The organism is Gemella haemolysans, from assembly GCF_012273215.1.
GTDB classification, from domain to species: Bacteria; Bacillota; Bacilli; order Staphylococcales; family Gemellaceae; genus Gemella; species Gemella haemolysans_A.
The window spans coordinates 1,813,225-1,835,807 of sequence record NZ_CP050965.1 but is presented as its reverse complement, the minus strand read 5'-3'; the positions used below and the strand labels follow the sequence as shown (position 1 = coordinate 1,835,807).

Sequence of the window (22,583 nt, the reverse complement as noted above, 5' to 3'; positions counted from 1 at the left end):
CCTCAACTGGCTAAAGCCATTAATAAAAAATTCTAAGTAACATCAATATTTGTTACTTAGAATTTTTTTGCTCTTTGTCTTTTGGCATATAAAATTAAAATCCGGGATTGGAATTTTTTCCATGCCCCGGATTTAGTATATAACCGAAACTATTAGATATCGATTTTCAGATATTTATTCTTCTTTTTCCTTACGACGTTTCGCTACCACAAGTAATCCACCTAAAAGCGCCATTCCTAGCCCTGCTAATCCAGTATTAGTCTCATCTTCTCCTGTATTCGCTAGGCGTTGACCTTTTTTAGCATTGAATCTAGATGTGTTGTCATTTGAATAATCTACCATAGGTTTCTTATCTTCTTTTGTATAAGTTCCTACGTTATCCTCAACGATAACACTTGTTACTTTCTTAGCAACTACTAAGTTTTCAGCTGAAATTACTACCACTTGCCCATCAGGGTAAACAATTGTCACTTCTCCTGTGTTTGAAATAGTAATTTTAGCATCTTTTAAATTTGGATTTGTAGTTATTAAAGCTTGTTTAACAGCTTCTTTTTCTATTTCTGTAAGGTTTGAAACATCTTTTACCTTAACTTTTTCCGGTAAGTTTACAGTTACTTCTTTACGTTGTTCAAAGATATTTTTAGCTAGAATAGTAAATATTCTACCATCTTTAAGAATTACAGTAGCATTCCCTTTTTCATCAATGACAAGTTCTACCGCTTCTCTTATAGCTCCTAACACCTTAAACTTACCTTTTTCTTTATCAGATTCAGTTAGATTGTTAATATCCGCAACTACCTCTTTATCAAAGTCAAGATTAATATTTTCACCATTATTCTTAACATCTGCAGCATCTTTCACTAGTACATCTGAAGAAATCGTCGTAGACTTGCCATCTTTTGTAGTAACAGTGGCATTTCCTTTTGAATCTACTACAACTAACGCTCCAGGATTAATTTCTTTGATAGCTGCTTTAATTTTTGCTATTTCTTCTGATGTTAAACTTCCTTTATTCGCTACTAACGTTCTTATTGCTGGTGTATTAACCTTGCTATTCGCAGTAATATCAGTCAGTTTATCCGTTGGAATAACTAAATCTAGAACTGGAAGTACGAATACTAAACCTTCTCCATTAGTTACAATAACATTACCTTTTTCATCGATAGCTACTGTTGCTCCAGGATTTACCGCCTTAACTTTAGCTATGATTTCCTGTTTCTCTGCTTCTGTTAGTTTTGTTACATCCGCTACAGCCGTCTTAGCTACAGGTGTATTAACTACATTTCCAGCATTTTCTTTAACAAGATCTGCTTCTGTTTTTGTTACTTGTGCAACTGAAATAACTTGTTTATGACCGTTTGCAGTCACTACTATAACATTGCCTTTTTCATCTTGTGTTATTTCTTTTGCATCTGGATTTACTGATCTAATAGCCGCTAATACTTTAGCTTTTTCTTCATTCGTTAACTTAGTTGGATCTGCTACAATTACTTTTTCTGCAGGAACTCTAACTTCTTCCACAGCTTTGATTTCTGATTTCTTAGCTTCTTCTATCTTGTTAAGTTCATTAACACTTGAAGCTGCATCGATAGCTTTTTTAGCTTGTGTTACAATTTCATCAACTTCAGCCTTAAGAAGCTCTTTCACTTTATCAGAAATATCTGTTCTGGCATCAATAGCTGCTTTCTTAGCTTTCGCTTCTTCATCTATCGCTTTTCTTGCATTAGGTTTAGCTTCTACTAACGGCACCGTTTTTTCAATTTCCGCTTCAGAGTCAGCTTGTAATTTTTTCACATCTGCATTTGTCTTAGCTGCATCAATAGCTTTCTTAGCTTCTTCTGCTAATTGTTTAGCTTTGTCAGCTACTGCTTTTTTCTCTTCATCAGTAGCGTCCGGAGTATTTGCTATAACTTTAAGTTGTTCTGCTAACTTATCATCTATAGCTTTCTTAGCAGCAGATTTTACTAACGCTTCTGGATTTACTGCAGCTACTTCTGTTGTTCCAGTTGTTTTAGCTTGATCGACTTCTACATTTGTTGTTGTTTTATCGATTGCTGCTTTTGCTGCATCAGCTTTTGCTTTCGCATCTGCCTTAGCCGCAGTTTTCTCTTCTTCTGTTAAATCTGTACGTGCATCGATTTCATCATTTTTAGCTTTAAGAGCTTCATCGATTGCTTTCTTAGCTTCTGTCTTCGCTACTGCTTCTGGATCTACTGAAGTTACTTCTGTTGTTCCATTAGCCTTAGCTTGTTCTACCGCTGCATTTGTTGTCGCGTTGTCGATTGCCTCTTTCGCTGCATCGGCTTTGGCTTTCGCATCTGCTTTCGCTTTGACTTTTTCTTCATCTGTTAAGTCTGTACGTGCATCGATTTCATCATTCTTAGCTTTAAGTACTTCATCGATTGCTTTCTTAGCTTCTGGCTTCGCTACTGGTTGTGGATTTACTGAAGTCACGTCTAATGTTCCATTAGTCTTAGCTTGGTTTACTTCTGCGTTTGTTGTCGCGTTGTCAATCGCTTCTTTTGCTGCATCGGCTTTCTTCTTAGCTTCTGCCTTAGCCGCAGTTTTTTCTTCGTCCGTTAAGTCTGTACGTGCATCGATCTCGTCATTTTTAGCTCTTAGGGCATCATCGATTGCTTTCTTAGCTTCTGTTTTCGCTACTGATTGTTGATCTACAGCTTTCACTTCTGTTGTTCCGTTATCCTTAGCTTGTTCTACCGCTGCATTGGTTGTCGCATTGTCGATCGCAGTCTTCGCTGCAGCTGCCTTGTCTTGCGCTTCTTGCTTAGCTGCTGCTTTTTCCTCATATGTTAAGTCATTGTTCGCATCAATCGCTGCTTCCTTAGCTTTAAGTGCTTCGTCGATTGCCTTCTTAGCTTCTGTTTTCGCTACCGGTTGTGGGTCTACAGCTTTTACTTCTGTTGTTCCGTTATCCTTAGCTTGTTCTACTCCTGCGTTTGTTGTCGCGTTGTCAATCGCTTCTTTTGCTGCATCGGCTTTCTTCTTAGCTTCTGCCTTAGCCGCAGTTTTTTCTTCGTCCGTTAAGTCTGTACGTGCGTCTATCTCATCGTTCTTAGCTTTCAGAGCATCGTCGATTGCTTGTTTCGCTGCTGGTTTTGCTTGTGCCGTTGGATTCACTGAATCTACACTTGTTGTTCCTGCAGTCTTAGCTTGCTCTACTTCTGCGTTTGTTGTCGTATTGTCAATTGCTTCTTTTGCTGCATCTGCTTTTTTCTTAGCCTCTTCCTTAGCTGCTTGTTTCTCTTCTGCTGTCAAGTCATTATTCGCATCAATTTCTGCTTCTTTTGCCTTAAGAGCCTCATCTATTGCTTTTTTAGCCTCTGGTTTCTTAACCGCTACTGGATTCAATGAGTTTACATCTGCTACCCCAGTAGTTTTTGCATTTTCAACGTCAGCATTTGTTGTCGCTTTATCAACTGCTTGTTTTGCTGCATCTGCTTTGGCTTTAGCTTCTTCTTTAGCCGCAGTTTTTTCTTCGTCTGTTAAGTCTGTACGTGCGCCGATCTCGTCATTCTTAGCTTTAAGCGCATCGTCGATCGCTTTCTTAGCTTCTGTTTTGGCTACTGGTTGTGGATTTACAGCTTTCACTTCTGTTGTTCCGTTATCCTTAGCTTGGTCTACTTCTGCGTTTGTTGTCGCATTGTCAATCGCTTCTTTTGATGCATCTGCTTTTTTCTTAGCCTCTTCCTTAGCTGCTTGTTTCTCTTCTGCTGTCAAGTCATTATTCGCATCAATTTCTGCTTCTTTTGCCTTAAGAGCCTCATCTATTGCTTTTTTAGCCTCTAGTTTCTTAACCGCTACTGGATTCAATGAGTTTACATCTGCTACCCCAGTAGTTTTTGCATTTTCAACGTCAGCATTTGTTGTCGCTTTATCAACTGCTTGTTTTGCTGCATCTGCTTTGGCTTTAGCTTCTTCTTTAGCCGCAGTTTTTTCTTCGTCTGTTAAGTCGTTGTTCGCATCAATCGCATCGTTCTTAGCTTTTAATGCGTCTTCTATCGCTTTCTTAGCCGCTGGTTTCGCTACCGGTTGTGGGTCTACAGCTTTTACTTCTGTTGTTCCGTTAGCCTTAGCTTGTTCTACTCCTGCGTTTGTTGTCGCGTTGTCAATCGCTTCTTTTGCTGCATCGGCTTTCTTCTTAGCTTCTGCCTTAGCCACAGTTTTTTCTTCGTCCGTTAAGTCGTTATTCGCATCGATCGCTGCTTCCTTAGCTTTCAGTGCATCTTCTACTGCTTTCTTAGCCGCTGGTTTCGCTTCTGGCGTTGGATTTACATTGTTTACTTCTGTTGTTCCATTAGCCTTAGCTTGTTCCACTCCAGCGTTTGTTGTTGCGTTATCGATTGCTTGTTTTGCTGCATCAGCTTTTGCTTTCGCATCTGCTTTCACCGCAGTCTTTTCTTCATCAGTTAAGTCCTTATTCGCATCAATTGCTTTAATCTTATCCGCTAGTGCGTCTTCTACTGCTTTCTTAGCCGCAGTTTTCGCTTCTGGCTGTGGATTTACATTGTTTACTTCTGTTGTTCCATTTGTCTTAGCTTGAGTTACTGCGTCGTTTGTTCTTGCTGCATCAATGTTGTTCTTAACTTCTGTCGCCTTAGCTTGTGCTTCTTGTTTTGCTGCAGTTTTTTCTTCGTCAGTCAAGTCATTATTTGCTTCGATTGCTTTAATCTTCTCAGCTAACGCGTCTTCTATTGCTTTTTTAGCTGCTGGTTTCGCTTCTGGCGTTGGATTTACATTGTTTACTTCTGTTGTTCCATTTGTTTTAGCTGTCTCTACTTCTGCGTTTGTTCTCGCTGCGTCGATGTTATTCTTAGCTTCTGTTGCCTTAGCTTGTGCTTCTTGTTTCGCTGTAGCTTTCTCTTCATCTGTTAAGTCGTTGTTCTCATCAATTGCTTTGATCTTATCCGCTAATGCATCTTCTACTGCTTTCTTAGCCGCTGGTTTCGCTTCTGGCGTTGGATTTACATTGTTTACTTCTGTTGCTCCATTAGCCTTAGCTTGTTCCACTCCCGCGTTTGTTGTTGCGTTATCGATTGCTTGTTTTGCTGCATCGGCTTTCGCTTTTGCATCTTCCTTAGCCGCAGTTTTTTCTTCATCAGTCAAGTCGTTGTTCTCATCAATTGCTTTGATCTTATCCGCTAATGTATCTTCTACTGCTTTCTTAGCCGCTGGTTTCGCTTCTGGCGTTGGATTTACATTGTTTACTTCTGTTGCTCCATTAGCCTTAGCTTGTTCCACTCCCGCGTTTGTTGTTGCGTTATCGATTGCTTGTTTTGCTGCATCGGCTTTTGCTTTAGCTTCTTCTTTAGCTGCAGTTTTTTCTTCATCAGTCAAGTCGTTGTTCGCATCAATTGCTTTAATCTTATCCGCTAGTGCGTCTTCTACTGCTTTCTTAGCCGCTGGTTTCGCTTCTGGCTGTGGATTTACATTGTTTACTTCTGTTGTTCCATTTGTCTTAGCTTGAATTACTGCATCATTTGTTGTTGCGTTGTCGATTGCTTGTTTCGCTGCATCGGCTTTCGCTTTTGCATCTGCTTTCGCCGCAGTTTTTTCTTCATCTGTTAAGTCGTTGTTCGCGTCAATCGCGTCGTTTTTAGCTTTTAATGCATCGTCTATCGCTTTTTTAGCCGCTGGCTTCGCTTCTGGTTGTGGATTTACATTGTTTACTTCTGTTGTTCCATTTGTCTTAGCTTGAGTTACTGCATCGTTTGTTCTTGCTGCATCGATGTTGTTCTTAGCTTCTGTCGCCTTAGCTTGTGCTTCTTGTTTTGCTGTAGCTTTTTCTTCCGCTGTTAAGTCGTTATTCGCATCAATCGCGTCGTTTTTAGCTTTTAATGCATCATCTATTGCTTTCTTAGCCGCTGTTTTCGCTACTGGCGTTGGATTTACTGAATCTACTGATGTTGCTCCATTTGTCTTAGCTTGAGTTACTGCTGCGTTTGTTGTCGCATTATCAATCGCAGTCTTCGCTGCATCAGCTTTTGCTTTTGCATCTTCCTTAGCTTTTGCTTTTTCTTCCGCTGTTAAGTCGTTGTTCGCGTCAATCGCGTCGTTTTTAGCTTTTAATGCATCATCTATTGCTTTTTTAGCTGCTGGCTTCGCTACTGGCGTTGGATTTACTGAATCTACTGATGTTGCTCCATTTGTCTTAGCTTGAGTTACTGCTGCGTTTGTTGTCGCATTATCAATCGCAGTCTTCGCTGCATCAGCTTTTGCTTTTGCATCTTCCTTAGCTTTTGCTTTTTCTTCCGCTGTTAAGTTGTTATTCGCATCAATCGCGTCATTTTTAGCTTTAAGTGCATCATCTATCGCTTTTTTAGCTGCTGGCTTCGCTTGTGCCGTTGGGTTTACTGAATCTACACTTGTTGCTCCATCTGTTTTAGCTTGAGTTACTGCATCGTTTGTTGTCGCGTTGTCGATTGCTTGTTTCGCTGCATCGGCTTTCGCTTTCGCATCTGCTTTCGCCGCAGTCTTTTCTTCATCAGTTAAGTCGTTGTTCGCGTCAATCGCGTCGTTTTTAGCTTTTAATGCATCATCTATTGCTTTTTTAGCCGCTGGTTTTGCTACTGGCGTTGGATTTACTGAATCTACTGATGTCGCTCCATCATTTTTAGCTTGTGTTACTGCATCATTTGTAGTAGCGTTATCGATCGCTTGTTTTGCTGCATCAGCTTTTGCTTTTGCATCTGCTTTCGCCGCAGTCTTTTCTTCATCAGTCAAGTCGTTGTTCGCATCGATCGCGTCATTTTTAGCTTTAAGTACATCTTCTATCGCTTTTTTAGCTGCTGGTTTCGCTACTGGCGTTGGATTTACTGAATCTACACTTGTTGCTCCATCAGCCTTAGCTTGTTCTACAGCTGCGTTTGTTGTCGCATTATCAATCGCAGTCTTCGCTGCATCGGCTTTCGCTTTTGCATCTGCTTTCGCCGCAGTCTTTTCTTCATCAGTTAAGTCGTTGTTCGCGTCAATCGTGTCGTTTTTAGCTTTTAATGCATCATCTATTGCTTTTTTAGCTGCTGGCTTCGCTTGTGCCGTTGGGTTTACTGAATCTACACTTGTTGCTCCATCAGCCTTAGCTTGTTCTACAGCTGCGTTTGTTGTCGCATTATCAATCGCAGTCTTCGCTGCATCAGCTTTTGCTTTTGCATCTTCCTTAGCTTTTGCTTTTTCTTCCGCTGTTAAGTTGTTATTCGCATCAATCGCGTCATTTTTAGCTTTAAGTGCATCATCTATCGCTTTTTTAGCTGCTGGCTTCGCTTGTGCCGTTGGGTTTACTGAATCTACTGATGTTGCTCCATCAGCCTTAGCTTGTTCTACAGCTGCGTTTGTTGTCGCATTATCAATCGCAGTCTTCGCTGCATCAGCTTTTGCTTTTGCATCTTCCTTAGCTTTTGCTTTTTCTTCCGCTGTTAAGTTGTTATTCGCATCAATCGCGTCATTTTTAGCTTTAAGTGCATCATCTATCGCTTTTTTAGCTGCTGGCTTCGCTTGTGCCGTTGGGTTTACTGAATCTACACTTGTTGCTCCATCAGCCTTAGCTTGTTCTACAGCTGCGTTTGTTGTCGCATTATCAATCGCAGTCTTCGCTGCATCAGCTTTTGCTTTTGCATCTTCCTTAGCTTTTGCTTTTTCTTCCGCTGTTAAGTTGTTATTCGCATCAATCGCGTCATTTTTAGCTTTAAGTGCATCATCTATCGCTTTTTTAGCTGCTGGCTTCGCTTGTGCCGTTGGGTTTACTGAATCTACTGATGTTGCTCCATCAGCCTTAGCTTGTTCTACAGCTGCGTTTGTTGTCGCATTATCAATCGCAGTCTTCGCTGCATCGGCTTTCGCTTTTGCATCTGCTTTCGCCGCAGTCTTTTCTTCATCAGTTAAGTCGTTGTTCGCGTCAATCGCGTCGTTTTTAGCTTTTAATGCATCATCTATTGCTTTTTTAGCTGCTGGCTTCGCTTGTGCCGTTGGGTTTACTGAATCTACACTTGTTGCTCCATCGTTTTTAGCTTGAGTAACTGCATCGTTTGTCGTAGCGTTGTCGATTGCTGTTTTCGCTACATCAGCTTTTGCTTTTGCATCTTCCTTAGCTTTTGCTTTCTCTTCCGCTGTTAAGTCGTTGTTCGCATCGATCGCGTCATTTTTAGCTTTAAGTGCATCATCTATCGCTTTTTTAGCTGCTGGCTTCGCTTGTGCCGTTGGGTTTACTGAATCTACTGATGTTGCTCCATCAGCCTTAGCTTGTTCTACTGCTGCGTTTGTTGTCGCATTATCAATCGCAGTCTTCGCTGCATCGGCTTTCGCTTTCGCATCTGCTTTCGCCGCAGTCTTTTCTTCATCAGTTAAGTCGTTGTTCGCGTCAATCGCGTCGTTTTTAGCTTTTAATGCATCATCTATTGCTTTTTTAGCCGCTGGTTTTGCTACTGGCGTTGGATTTACTGAATCTACTGATGTCGCTCCATCGTTTTTAGCTTGAGTAACTGCATCGTTTGTCGTAGCGTTGTCGATTGCTGTTTTCGCTGCATCAGCTTTTGCTTTTGCATCTGCTTTCGCCGCAGTCTTTTCTTCATCAGTTAAGTCGTTGTTCGCGTCAATCGCGTCGTTTTTAGCTTTTAATGCATCATCTATTGCTTTTTTAGCTGCTGGCTTCGCTTGTGCCGTTGGGTTTACTGAATCTACACTTGTTGCTCCATCGTTTTTAGCTTGAGTAACTGCATCGTTTGTCGTAGCGTTGTCGATTGCTGTTTTCGCTACATCAGCTTTTACTTTTGCATCTTCCTTAGCTTTTGCTTTCTCTTCCGCTGTTAAGTCGTTGTTCGCATCGATCGCGTCATTTTTAGCTTTAAGTGCATCATCTATCGCTTTTTTAGCTGCTGGTTTCGTTACTGGCGTTGGATTTACTGAATCTACTGATGTTGCTCCATCAGCCTTAGCTTGTTCTACAGCTGCGTTTGTTGTCGCATTATCAATCGCAGTCTTCGCTGCATCGGCTTTCGCTTTTGCATCTGCTTTCGCCGCAGTCTTTTCTTCATCAGTTAAGTCGTTATTCGCATCAATCGCGTCATTTTTAGCTTTAAGTGCATCGTCTATCGCTTTTTTAGCTGCTGGCTTCGCTTGTGCCGTTGGGTTTACTGAATCTACACTTGTTGCTCCATCAGCCTTAGCTTGTTCTACAGCTGCGTTTGTTGTCGCATTATCAATCGCAGTCTTCGCTGCATCGGCTTTCGCTTTTGCATCTTCCTTAGCTTTTGCTTTTTCTTCCGCTGTTAAGTCGTTATTCGCATCTATAGCTGCTTCTTTTACTTTTAACGCTTCATCAACTGCATTTTTCGCATCACTTTTCTTTTGACTTGCTTGTGGATTGACACTTTCAACATCAGCAACACCTGTTGTTTTAGCACTATCTACAGTTGCATCTGTTGTAGCATTGTCGATAGCTGCTTTGGCTGCCGTTGCTCTTGCTTGCGCATCTGCTTTGGCTGCATTCTTCTCTTCTGTTGTTAAATCATTTCTTCCATCAAGTTGTGCTTCTTTCGTTTTAAGTGCGTCATCTATTGCTTTCTTAGCCGCTGGTTTCGCTACAGCTGTTGGGTTTACTGACCCTACACTCGTTGTTCCCGCCGTTTTCGCTGAGTCTACAGCTGCGTTTGTTGTCGCATTATCAATTGCTGTTTTTGCTGCATTCGCTTTTGCCTGCGCATCTGCTTTGGCTGCATTCTTCTCTTCTGTTGTCAGAGTATTATTCGCATCGATTGCAGCTTCTTTCTCTCTTAAAGCCGTATCAATAGCTGCTTTTGCCGTATCTTTCTTAGTTACTACCGGGTTATCATTGCTAATCGCAGTTGTTCCTGATGTTTTTGCATTATCTAATGCAGCTTTTGTCGTTACCGAGTTATCATTAATTGCTGTTAAAGCTTTTGTCTTATCAGCATTAACTTTTTCGATTGCTTCTGCTTTTTCTTCTGCAGTTGCGTTTGTATTTGAATTAATTTCCGCAATTTTATTGTTTGCAGCTGTATTAATTGCATCAATTGCAGGTTGTTTATTTAAACTTACATATTCTGATAAAGGTTTTGTATCAGTTGAACCATCTTTATATGTCACAACAAGATTTCCACTAGCATCTTTTGTAATTGTAGAAATTCTTGTCGCTTGATTGTCTACAGCTTGCCCTCTCTTACTTGTAAGATTTGCATCATCATTAGTTTGAGAGTATTCAATTTTTACTTTTTCTTTAATTTTTTCAAATTCTTCTGCAGTTACATTCGCAGGATCTATTACACTTACCGTACCTTCTGGTGCTTTAATATCATATTTTTTAGTTTGATTTTTCACTACGAATTCAACATATCCCGCTATTTTTTGACGTTCTGCAGGATTAGTAGTTGCATTAATTCTTCCGTTGAAAGGTGCACTTTCCCCATTGTTGTCATCTTTTGCAACGATAACACTTGTCCACTTTTTACCATCTCCTAAGTTAGTAGTTCCAGTCATTTTAATTGTTGCTGTTTTCTTATCTTCAGACACAGAACCTTGTCCACTAGTTACTGCACTATCAACAATATTCCCTACTGCTAACCCAAAACTAGTTGCATTATTGTAGTTAATATCACCAGGACCACGAAGTTTTAGATCCTTAATCTTAGATTCATCCGTTGCAGTAAATGTTAGATCTGTCTCTTCTCCAGAATATATATAAATATTTCTGTTCGCTTCGTTTGAATAGGGCAGATTAACGACCGGAGGAACATTCTTTTGTACAATTTCACTTACCGGTTTTGTCTTCGTAGAACCGTCTGTAAATGTAACAACAATATTATTTCCAACGATATTAACCGATTGAATAACATCCTCAGGATGTTCTACTAAAGTTCCACGTTTATCTGCAAACCTTGCATCTTCGTTTGTTGTTGAATATTCTAATTGAATACTATCTTTGATTTTCTTTAAATCTTCCGCTGTTGGGTTAGTTAAACTACTTACAGAAATTTTCTCATCAGTACCCCGAGATCTTAATGCATACTTTTTCGCTTGTGATTTTAATACTAAGTAGAAATATCCTGGATCTGTTATATCCATACCTTTTTTAAGATTCTCTCTTCCTTGATCATCAACTACCTGTACATAACGAGTACCAACGTTTAATGTTTGATTTTCTTGTTTTGTATACTGCGGCATATTTTTTAGTATGTCATTTGGACGACCAGTAATGACGATTTTTGCAGGATTTGCTTGACTCGCATTTGATGTAACACCAGCTGTTTCATCACGATTTATTACCGTAGCTGTAAATCCAAATTCAACATCTAAGTCATTATCCGTACCTGCAACATTAGGGAATCTTTGTCTTGATCCTTTCTTAATCGTTGCATAACGGATCTTTCCTGTTTCAGAATAAACTGGAATCTCCAATGAAAAGTGCTCTTCGTTATAGATATAGATTTTCTTCTCATCTGGAATCGAGAATGTGAAATCTACCTTTGGATCTTGGTTAACAGCTGCACGGAATGCAGTATTCTTCGCTATTTCTTTTCCATTACCAGGATCTTTTGCTCCTGTGTTTTCAATTGAGTTATTCTCAACTTTTTTCTCCGTATTTTCAGCTGAGTTATTCTCAACTTTTTTCTCCGTGTTTTCTTCTTTATTACCTGCAGTTTCTTTTGAAGTTGTAGATTCAACTACTGGAGTTTCTTTTTTCTCAACTGTTTTATTTCTTAGTTTCGAGTTAACAGAAACCACTAGCTTTTGATATGTTTTAGTTAGTTCTTCTTGTGTTTTTGCACTTTCTAAAGTTACTTTTGCTGTATTTAAGTCAGCTACTAAATTAGCTACACTTTCTTCTGTTTTGTTCACATAAGCCCCACTTGAAATCTTTCCTTCGATTTCACTAATAAAGCTTGATAGTTGTGTTTTATCTAATGTTTTTACAAGATCTTTTTCAGCTACTTTTTCAGTTTCCTTTATTCCTAATTTTGCTGCTACACCTGCCGCTACTTCCTCTTTTGTTGTTTCCTTGGCAACTGAATTACCAACTACTTTTTCAGAGATCGAGACACCTAATGTCGCACCTTCATTTTTTGAATTATCTGTTGTTGTGTTTTTTGAAACTTCTTCACTAGCTTGTGCCACTGCTCCAGCACCAAAAAAGATACTTGCACCTATTACTACTGATGCAGTACCTATTTTGAATTTTTTGATCGAGTAAGTTTCTACTTTCGTTCCTTCTTTTGTTTTCTTTAAATATTGATTATTTTTTCCTATCACCGATGCATCCCTCCTTAAAAATTTATCGCTTCGACTTAACTAACTTTTTTCTTTATTCTAGTGAATAATAAAACATAGAAAAATATGCATTACTATCCTATTTTATAATCATTATTTTATAACTAATATCTTATCAAGTTCCAAAACTTTTTTCAAATTATAGGCACTCATAAATAGTACAATATATATTAAATTACAAAATATATTTTCCGATATAAACAAACTAAATTATCATTAACATTATCACTTTATATACTTTATCAAAAATACTTAAAAATAATGACAAAAATTAGTTTTCATCACCTTTGAAAAATATCCTTTTCTCTTTAAAATTTAATGTTTTTTTACTTCTTTTATACTTGTTTATATAAATCATATAATTTGAAAAATATTTTTCAATTATAGTTTTGTTAAAACGATCATAATTAATCCAATATAAAATATTATAATATAGTTACATAAATTTTAGTTAAAGTATATATGTAAACTAGCGTTAACTTTTTTAGAATTTACATAAATTAGACTTTTATTATCTACAACAAGAAAGGGACTGACTTGGCAAAATTGATTTTGTTGAGTCAACCCTTTATCATTAATATATTATTTGTATATTTTCTCTAAAAACATCTTTCTTACTGAACAAAAATTCGTATATTCTAGCTACTTTAATATCTTGTTCGAAGTTCATACTATTTTTGCTATTCAAAAGTGGATGAAGATTAATTTTACCATCTCTATTAATCTCTCTAATAATAGCTGCTTTGTCCTTTTTTACAGCTAGTACTCTAAAATTATTAGTAGAAAAATATTTTTTGTAATTTTCTTTTGTAGTATTTGTTAGAATATGAAGTAGTACCCTCTGAATTTTTTTATTACTATACCTTTTTGTCGCTATTAAATTTACTAAATCATTATAATTCTCTGCCTTAAGCACCGCTTCATAAATTCTATTTTCTAATCCTTCGCTAACATCATAAATTTTCTCGATTCCCACTTTACCTAAGGTTAAAATTTTATATTTTAAATATGGGAATAACTCTGCTTCAGATGCTATATTTTCTTTCCTCAAATCAGCAAGCATCTCTCTTGAAAGATATTTTTCTATCTTTTCATCATTTATATTATTCCTTATAGCCGTCGCACTAAGATGCACTTGTTCAGAAACGTCACCACTATTTAACCCTTGACCTTCTCTTTTTACAGGAATCAGTTTAATATCTAAATTCGCTTCTCTAATAGCTTTATAATAACTATACGCTAAACTGAAATTCGGATTATTATTTTCTAATCCATATAATATGCTATTAATCTTAGCGTGATTACTACCAGTTTTTAATAATTTTTTATATTCTTCTCCATTTTCATTTTGCTGTTTTGTGTAAATTTCTTCAAACATACTTACATCTTCATTTTCAGTCCCAAAGATTAAATGAGTTATCCCAGCACCGAATAATATCTCTATACTCTTTTTAGCAAAGTCGTCACCATACGCGACACTTCCGAGATAAGGTAGCGCAAGGACTAGATCACAACCACACCTAACAGCTTCCTTAGCACGAATATATCCATCTACTATCGCAACTTCACCTCTTTGGGTAAAAAATTCACTCATTACACAAATTACTTCTCCATTATTTTCATCAGCTATTTTCCTTGCACATTCTATTAAATATCTATGTCCACTATGTAATGGATTAAATTCTGCAACTATTCCAATTCTCATTTTTCCACCTCTTTTTTACTATTTTTGTATAAATATAAAGATAGCGAGTTTTTTACTTAATGCTTTTAAATACTAAGTAATCTCCTCGCTTTTCTTATTCTTTATCTTTGTTCTTCTCAGTGTCCTCTGTTGGATTAGACACTATTTTCTCAACACTATTATCTTCAAATATATCTACAGTCCATCCTACAAGACTTCCATCTTTCGCTGTTACCTTACTTATAGAAAATTGTCTAGGTTTTTTATCTCCTTCAGTTAACTTCTTAACCTCTTGTTTTCCAAAATCTAAAGCTTCCTTTTGAGAATTAAAAACTTTACCAGTCGTTCCAACACCTTCTGAATCCGAAAGTTTTTTCCCATTATAATCTTGGATCTTAGCATTTTTTTGAGATTCATTACCACTATTTCTAATTATTGTTTTTTCCTTATTTTGTATAACTTCTTTTTTGTCATTATTAGATTCAGCATCGTTCTTTTCAGAGTTTTCTTCTTTTTTTACCTCTGTAGATTGATTATTATCTTCATCATGTTTATTGTCTTTCGTCTGTTCCACCTGTTCTTGTTTCTTTTCACTTTGTGATGAATCCTTTTTCTGAACAGGTTCCTCCTTACCAAAATAACTGATTGTTAAAAAAATAATAATCGCAATAATACATGATAAAATGCTATATATCATAATTTTATTTTTTTTCATAATTTTCATATCCTCTTTCATACTTACCCTATATTATACCACTTATTATAATATTTTGCTAAAATAAACAGGTATTTATTATCTCTTTTTTACGCACAATAAAAGCACAATCTTTAACGTATTCCTAAAGATTGTGCTTTTTAAATTCTAACCTTCTTTAATATTTACAACAAATTCACCTTTGTTATTTCTATCTACAGTATAACTATAGTGTTTTTTATTTTCTTTTGCTAATCTTGCTATTTCATCATTAGCATATTTTTTAGCATCAGCTGAACTTCCATATGTTCCTTGCGATGATGTGTTGTTAGAAGATGAACTACTATTATCCTCTTTATTTTCAGTATTCACTTCTTCTTTCTTAGTAACATTAGCATTGCTATTTGAAGCTGTATTACTGTTGTTAGTTGGTCTATTACTTACAACTCTGTCATTATCACTTGATTTGTTACTTTCTGATTTAGAAGAGTTTGAAGACGATGAACTATTTCCATTATTAGAATCTTTGTTTTCTCTATATTTCTCCTCATCACTTTTCTCTTTTGATTTAGACTTAGACTCATCTTTGTCTTTAGTTTTCGATGAAGATACATCTGTAGTATCATTATCCTTTTTCTTACTCGAACTATCTCCACCAGTAAAATAACTTATCCCTATGAATAGCGCACTACATAAGAATATAGCTAATACAATACCCCATAACACTTTCAACAATCTATTATCTTTCATTATATTCCCCTCCTTCGTTACTAATATATTATAATACTATTTTTAGCATATTTCCACTACTTTTTTATTATACTCTATTCAAATTAAATTGTACTTAAAACTTTCACTAAAACTGATCAATAGGAAAAAGAATTATTTTTGACAAACCATGGTCAGTTATTTCGATAAATATAATGTCAGCGGCCAAAGACAAATAACAAACAACAAAGGAGATTTCAAAATGAGTATATTAAAAAAAGTTTTACATTTAAACTATGGTGAAGAAAAAAACCAAAAACAAGTTACTAAAAGTTATAACTTCGAGGTTTCTCCAAACACTGAGGATAATACTTTAAAAGAAGTTGGGGAAGAATTAAAAAAACTTATCGATAAAAATATTGATACTATTACAACCAATACAAAAGAGGCACTATAATTTAGGAGGAAAAACACATTATGGAGAAAAAATTAAACATTTATTTCAATACAGAAAACAAAAAAACTTATCACGTCGCTTTATCACATCCAAAAGAAAACTTAAGTAAAGCTACTGTGGAAGGTGTTGCTCAGAAAATTATTGATACTAAAGTTTTCAACAACGATAAACACACTCTAACAGGTTTTAAAAAAGCTACTTACGTTACACGTGAAGCAAGCGAACTTCAATAATAGAAGGGAGGGAGGTGCGGTTAATTCCGCACCTTTTTTTATGGATATATTAAATTTCATTAATACTGTAGGATTTCCTATATTTGTTGCAGTATTCTTTTTATTGAAATTAGACAATACGCTGCAAAACATAGGGAAAAATTTAAACGAACTTACTCGTATTATCGAAACAAAATTAAATCTAGATATTAGCAACAAATAACACAAATAAAGGGAGTAAATATTATGACAAGTCAACAAACAATGGTAAATTGGGCTAAAGATAATGTATATAAATGGATTGATATGGATGGTATGTATGGTGCACAATGCGTCGATCTTACTATGGCCTACGTAAAAAACTTTGCAAACTTTCAAATATACGGCAACGCTATAGATTATCTAACTAACTCTATACCTCCTGGTTGGAAAAGATATTACAAAGGGGATGTAGAAGTAGCTCCTGGAGACATAGCAATCTGGCACTGGGGAGATTGGGATAAGTACGGACATGTAGGAATAGTTATTGAGGTAAATGGTAGTACTATTACCTCTGTAGAACAAAATGTTGATGGTACCCCAGAACGTGGAGGTATCGCTCGTATCATGAGTCGTGATGATACTTATCTAGTTGGGTTCATAAGACCTAGTTACGATTCCAGTGAAGAATGGTCTAGAATCCCAGAAAACGGTTATTTTACTGTAGGAGTTTCGTCAATAAATGTCAGAGTTAAACCAAGCAAACTAGGGAAAATTGTTAATACATATTACGAAGGTGAACGAGTATATTATGATAGCTACGTAATCAAGGAAGGTTTTGTTTGGATCAGCTACATTTCTTACTCAAAAGAACGACATTACTTAGCTACAGGAACCCATGATGGAAATAGAAGAACTAGTAGCTGGGGAAAATTTGAATAATTATTTATAGATTGATTTAAATCTATATAATTCAATCGGACTGATTTTTTCCATCAGTCCGATTATTTTACATATCTATTCAAACGATAAATTCTCATAAAATAAAAAAGCGACTGGAAAATTCCAATCACTTTTTATTATATTTCTTTTAATTATTTAACGCGGATGTATACTGCTCCACTACCAACGTTTGCAGAGTTAAGCGCTGTTTGGTTACCTAACCATCCACCGTGAACTGCTTGACCGTTACCTGCATAAACTGCGATGTGAGCTGCTCCTAATCCACCATTTGCGTAGTAAACTAAGTCTCCAGGTTGAGCTTGTGATGCTGGAACTACAGTTCCTAAGCTCATATATCCTGCTGGCCAGTCGTGGAAGTTGATTCCTACTGCTTTAAGAGCATTTGTTACTAGCATTGTACAGTCTTGGTATCTACCTAATTGAGCTAATGCCGCTTGGTAGATTGCTGCTCCTTTGTTTGAAGAAGCCGCTTGAGTAGTTGCTGCTGCCGCTGGAGCTGCTGGTTTTGCTGCTACTGTCGGTGCTGCTGTTGCTACTGGAGTTTCTTTTTTAACTTCCGCTTTTGGCGCTACCGCTGGAGTTTCTTTTTTAACTTCCGCTTTTGGCGCTACCGCTGGAGTTTCTTTTTTAACCTCTGCTTTTGGTGCTACTGCTGGAGTTTCCACTTTTGAAGTAGCTGCTGCTGGTTTTGCAGGTACAGTTTGAACTGTGTCTACTTTAGCTACAGTTTTTTCTGCAGTGTTTTCTACTACAGTTGCTTTTGCTACTGTTGCTTCTGCTTTTGGTACTGAAACTTCAGTTTTAGTAGCTGCGTTTTCACTTACTTTTAATACTGTTCCAACATAAATTAAGTTAGGATTTTCAAGTTTGTTTAATTTAACAAGTTGGTCTACTGAAACACCGAATCTGTTAGAAATTTTCCCTAAAGTATCTCCTAATACTACTGTGTAGTAACCTTCTTCTTTAGCTTGAGCTACTTGAGCTACTGTTGTGTTGTAAGTTAATTTATCCCCAGGGAAAATTAATGAACTTGTTAAGTTGTTGTCTTGCATAAGTTGATCAACAGTTGTTCCGTTGTTGATTGCGATATCCCAAAGAGTATCACCTTTTTTTACTGTATATGTATCTGCATCAGCGATTTGTGATAAACCAACACCTACTGTTGATACGATTGCCGTAGCGGCTACTAATTTTTGTAATTTACTCATCTATTCTAATCTCCTTAAAATTAAGTTCGAGTCAAGCGACTCATTTTTTACTAAATTCTATTTAAATTTCTATTTTCTAATTTCTAATGTTTATGTCTAATTTCTAATGTTTATGTCTAATTTCTAACGTCTAGATTTTCTTTCGAATCACTTCGATTGCTTTATAACTTCGACGTAATACCATTATATGTTGAATGTATCGGTTTTTCAATACTTGTAACAGTTTTGTAACAATAACGATAACTCCCTGTTACATTATATTATTATCGTAATATTAATTCTTTTATCAAGCAATTTAATTGCATTTGAAACGTTTTTATAATATAGTAAATCTGTAATTTTAAATTTAATATTTAGGGGGGTTTATGACAGATTTTAATACAGCTAGTTCTGTCTTAAAAATGGGCCTTGTCTTTTTAGAAGGGCTACTATCTTTTCTTTCTCCTTGCGTAATACCTATATTACCTATTTATATCGGTATTTTAGCTGGAAAAAAAGAAATGAATGAACATGGAGAACTAGTTTTTAATAAACGTAACACTATTACAAATACACTTTCATTCGTACTTGGTATTTGTTCAACTTTCTTCATCCTAGCTTTTGCAACTAGTTTTATCAGTATTTTCTTAAACGAAAATATTAAAACTTTACAAATCGTTAGTGGTGTCTTAATTATTTTTATGGGACTATTACAACTAGGTGTCTTCAAGATAGGATTTTTAAAACAAGAATTCTCAATAAAAAATAAAGTTAAGAGAAAAGGAAATAAAACTACTCCTATTCTTGCTTTTCTAATGGGATTCACATTTAGCTTTTCTTGGACTCCATGTATTGGACCAATCTTAGCTAGTGTTTTCTTATATGCATCTAGTCACACTGGAATAATGAGTGTTCTTCTAATTCTTGCTTATTGCTTAGGATTTATCTTACCATTCATCCTTGTAGCATTCTTCGCTTCAAAATTATTAGAACTATTCAAAAAACATACAAACATTCTAAAATATACACAAGTTATCTCAGGAATTATCCTTATCTTAATAGGTGTTCTAATCCTAAGTGGATCATTTATCACTTTAACTAGATACTTTACTTAAACTTGTGATTTCAACTGGAGGAAATTAATATGAAAAAACTAACAATACTTAGCGCAACTTTTCTTAGTAGTGCTTTAATTTTAAGTGCATGCTCAAGCACTTCTGAAAAAAAAGAAGAGACAAACAAACAAACTTCTACATCTTCATCTAATGAAACTAAAGCTACTCAAGCTTTTGATTTTACTGCAATGGATAAAGATGGAAAAACTGTAAAACTTAGTGATTTCAAAGGTAAAAAAGTCTATATTAACATGTGGGCAAGCTGGTGTGGACCTTGTATGAGAGAGATTCCAGAATTAGAAAAAGTTTATCAAAAATATAAAGATAATAAAGATATTGTCTTTCTGTCAATGACTTCACCTAATGATGCAGAATTTAAAAACAAAAGTCCTCAGGATAAAAGTAAAGATGTAATTCTTAAAAAAGCAAAAGAACTTGGTGCAACTTATCCTGTTCTTTTCGATGTTAACGACCGCTTCATCATAAACTACGCAATTCGTTCATTCCCTACTCACATTTTAATCAATAGTGATGGTACGTTTGAAACTAGAATCGCTGGAGGCGTTACTGAAGAATCACTAACTAAAGAAATAGAAAAACTTAAATAATAAAAATATCTGAATCTAATACGTTACAAACTATCCCAAGCCTGAACCTTGCGATTGTGTAACTATTAGATTCGGATTTTATTTTATACGTAGATCCATTATTAGTTCATATCCTAGTTTATCAGCCACTCTTCAATCAGTTTCTTATGAATATTTAAATCTTCATACTCAAAAACTGTAACTTTCTTTCGTTTAAATATACTAGCTAACTTTTTATTAATAACAATATTTCGCTCATCATCTAAACTTGAATAACCGAAGTTAACTTCCGCTTCAACATCCTCTGCATAATTTAACACATCAATTTTTCCTAACTTCTCTAATAAGTATTCCTCTTTTTCATGATAATTACGATTATATTCTCGAATACCATCATAAACTCCTACATCAAGATTATTATCAAAAATAAATTTGAAATCTGCATTTTGAACATTTGAAATAAATAAATTTTGGACTTTTTTACCAACTGCAGCTGTGACAATCCCGATAGCAGCCCCCTGACCTTTAGCAACAATCGTCACTTGCAAATCCGGAAACTCCCTCTTAAGAATATTCACTAAATCTATCCCATCTTGATAAGCAAAATTATAATATAAATCATCCTCACTATTATTATTTAAAAATGGGAAATATATCGAAGCTGGTTGCTTATTTTCACTTCTCCCTCTGTCTCCCCTCACATGAAGCGATCCGCAACTATATCCTAGCACACCGTACCTCATAAGACTTACCTCGCTACTCGGCACTTCCTCATAATCTGGAATTTCTAATATTAGTCCTTTGTTATTATCTTTTTTCACAACAAGTTCAGCATAAATTTTTGAATTATCTATGGCATCAAATTCAATCGACAATAATTGCATCTCAGCATAATCTTTTAAAATACTAACCTTATAATTTACTTCTCGTTCTTTCTCTAATTTCATTCTCTCACCTTCCCAACTCCTATATTTCAATACAATTATACATCAACAAACTTTAGAAAAACAGTATCCTAACTCACTGTCTCAAAACTCTAATAAACTATTATAAAAAGAACAATCCCCGACTTTTACATCGAGGGTTGTTCTTCGTAAGTTTGTTATATTATATTTAAGGTCTTTGCTTATTATTTTGCTTCTTTTACGTATTCTTGATCTTTAGTATGAATAGTAAGTCCAGTGATATTTTTTGTAGATCTAAAGAAGAAACTACAGATATATCCGAATACTAATGCACTTAAGAATGAGAATCCTGAGAAGATAAATGGACTTTGTTTAGCATAAGTTGTGTAGTCTTGGATATACCAACATACAACACCTGCTACTAATAATCCTAATAATGCTCCAGCTCCGTTTGCACGTTTAGTAAAGATACCAAGTGCAAATGTACCAGCTAAAGGCACTCCTAGAAGTCCGATATATTTAAGGAATAAATCCCAAGTTTCTTTTTGGTTAGTGTTAACAAAGTATAATGCTGCAATTGTTCCAAGTACCCCTGCTACAATAATGATAACACGAGCTAATAGAACGTCTTGTTTAGCATCTTTACTTAGTCCGAAGAAACGTTGTTTAATATCAACTGTGATACAAGCAGAAATTGAGTTTAAGCTTGATGCGATAGTTGATTGAGCAGCTGCTAAAATAGCTGCGATAACTAATCCAGCGATACCTGCTGGTAATGCTGTTAAGATGAAGTAAGGTACTAAAGCTGTTGTGTTAGCTGCTTTACCTACTACTTCAGCATTCATGAAGTCTGGTAATTTAGTTACAGCGTGGCTACCTTTATAGAAGCTGTAAAGAACTGTTCCCATTCCATAGAAAATTGGAATAGAGATGAATGCTAATAATCCGTTAGTCCAAAGTGATTTATTAGTTTCTTTAACTGATTCAGTAGTACTATAACGTTGAACTACGTCTTGAGAAGCTGTATATTGTTGTAAACTGTTAAATACTGATCCAATGAAGATGATTGGAATAGTAGATGCAGTTAGTGACCAATTAAATTTCTCAGCAGTTATAATTTTACCATTTGCTAAAGCATCTTGAGTAATGTGTCCAAATCCGCCTACGTGGTAAGCTCCTAAGATTATTACTAAAACAGCTCCTCCAAGTAAAATAATACCTTGGATAACGTCTGTCCAGATAACCCCTTCTACCCCTCCTAAGAATGAGTAAACTACACAAAGTAACCCGATTACCGCACACACTAAGAATGGATTAAGTGTCGATACTGATGTAATCGCTACTGTTGGTAAATAAATAACGATAGCTACACGTCCAATATGGAATAGTGAGAATAACACACTTCCTACTACACGTACACTAGGATTAAAACGTTCTTCTAAATATTCATACGCTGTAGTTACATTTAATTTTCTAAAGAATGGAACATAGTAGTGAATTAATATCGGAATAATCGCGATAATTGAAAAGTTCCCTGCTGCATATGTCCAGTCACCGTTAAATGCTTTTTCCGGTGTCGCCATAAATGTAATGGCTGATAATGTTGTTGCATAAATTGAGAATCCTACTGCCCAAGATGGGATATTTCCACCAGCTTTAAAGAATTCGTCCGTGCTTTCACCTGCTTTTTTAGTGAAATACACCCCTATACCTAGCATAGCTATTAGATAAACTGCTAAAACTATACTATTCAGTGTACCAAATCCTATTTTGTCCATGGTACTCTCCTCCTAATTTT

General features: G+C 36.0%; 13 protein-coding genes. 6 read left to right on the top strand and 7 right to left on the bottom strand.

Features of this window, described 5'->3' with window-relative positions:
• Positions 1 to 174: 174 nt before the first annotated feature.
• The 4 genes from FOC48_RS08595 to FOC48_RS08580 form a co-directional block, all read right to left on the bottom strand.
• Entirely contained in the window at positions 175 to 12,276 is a 12,102-nt protein-coding gene (locus tag FOC48_RS08595; RefSeq protein WP_172497932.1) for a sialic acid-binding adhesin, read from the bottom strand.
• Between the two features lie 592 nt (positions 12,277 to 12,868).
• Positions 12,869 to 13,999, bottom strand: a complete 1,131-nt coding sequence (locus tag FOC48_RS08590) for a nucleotidyltransferase family protein (protein ID WP_003147466.1) — start codon at positions 13,997 to 13,999, stop codon at positions 12,869 to 12,871.
• A gap of 94 nt (positions 14,000 to 14,093) precedes the next feature.
• Positions 14,094 to 14,693 carry a sarcalumenin gene (locus FOC48_RS08585; RefSeq protein WP_231291950.1) on the bottom strand — a complete coding sequence of 200 codons (600 nt, stop codon included), beginning with the start codon at positions 14,691 to 14,693 and terminating at the stop codon, positions 14,094 to 14,096.
• A 147-nt stretch (positions 14,694 to 14,840) separates the two neighbouring features.
• Positions 14,841 to 15,422 (bottom strand): hypothetical protein, encoded by a 582-nt coding sequence (locus tag FOC48_RS08580; protein ID WP_003147464.1) that lies wholly within the window; start codon positions 15,420 to 15,422, stop codon positions 14,841 to 14,843.
• Positions 15,423 to 15,642: 220 nt separating this feature from the next.
• Between FOC48_RS08580 and FOC48_RS08575 the strand changes: the two genes are divergently transcribed.
• The 4 genes from FOC48_RS08575 to FOC48_RS08565 are packed head-to-tail and all read left to right on the top strand — an operon-like array spanning position 15,643 to position 16,970.
• Complete coding sequence (locus tag FOC48_RS08575) at positions 15,643 to 15,837, top strand: DUF1659 domain-containing protein (RefSeq protein ID WP_003147463.1); 195 nt, start codon at positions 15,643 to 15,645, stop codon at positions 15,835 to 15,837.
• Between the two features lie 20 nt (positions 15,838 to 15,857).
• Complete coding sequence (locus tag FOC48_RS08570) at positions 15,858 to 16,070, top strand: DUF2922 domain-containing protein (RefSeq protein WP_003147462.1); 213 nt, start codon at positions 15,858 to 15,860, stop codon at positions 16,068 to 16,070.
• Positions 16,071 to 16,110: 40 nt separating this feature from the next.
• Positions 16,111 to 16,272 (top strand): YvrJ family protein, encoded by a 162-nt coding sequence (locus FOC48_RS10185; protein WP_155801239.1) that lies wholly within the window; start codon positions 16,111 to 16,113, stop codon positions 16,270 to 16,272.
• 23 nt (positions 16,273 to 16,295) lie between these two features.
• Positions 16,296 to 16,970 carry a CHAP domain-containing protein gene (locus FOC48_RS08565; protein WP_003147461.1) on the top strand — a complete coding sequence of 225 codons (675 nt, stop codon included), beginning with the start codon at positions 16,296 to 16,298 and terminating at the stop codon, positions 16,968 to 16,970.
• 152 nt (positions 16,971 to 17,122) lie between these two features.
• On the opposite strand, the gene FOC48_RS08560 is transcribed toward FOC48_RS08565, so the two are convergent.
• A complete protein-coding gene (locus FOC48_RS08560) occupies positions 17,123 to 18,199 on the bottom strand; it encodes a LysM peptidoglycan-binding domain-containing protein (RefSeq protein ID WP_003147460.1) in 1,077 nt (358 codons plus the stop codon).
• Positions 18,200 to 18,564: 365 nt separating this feature from the next.
• Here FOC48_RS08560 and FOC48_RS08555 point away from each other — a divergent pair, with 365 nt between their 5' ends.
• A complete protein-coding gene (locus tag FOC48_RS08555; RefSeq protein WP_003147459.1) occupies positions 18,565 to 19,293 on the top strand; it encodes a cytochrome c biogenesis CcdA family protein in 729 nt (242 codons plus the stop codon).
• A 29-nt stretch (positions 19,294 to 19,322) separates the two neighbouring features.
• Entirely contained in the window at positions 19,323 to 19,901 is a 579-nt protein-coding gene (locus FOC48_RS08550; RefSeq protein WP_003147458.1) for a TlpA family protein disulfide reductase, read from the top strand.
• A 113-nt stretch (positions 19,902 to 20,014) separates the two neighbouring features.
• On the opposite strand, the gene FOC48_RS08545 is transcribed toward FOC48_RS08550, so the two are convergent.
• Positions 20,015 to 20,827, bottom strand: a complete 813-nt coding sequence (locus FOC48_RS08545; protein ID WP_003147457.1) for an acetylxylan esterase — start codon at positions 20,825 to 20,827, stop codon at positions 20,015 to 20,017.
• Between the two features lie 182 nt (positions 20,828 to 21,009).
• Complete coding sequence (locus FOC48_RS08540) at positions 21,010 to 22,563, bottom strand: sodium:solute symporter family protein (protein WP_003147456.1); 1,554 nt, start codon at positions 22,561 to 22,563, stop codon at positions 21,010 to 21,012.
• Between the last annotated feature and the right edge of the window lie 20 nt (positions 22,564 to 22,583).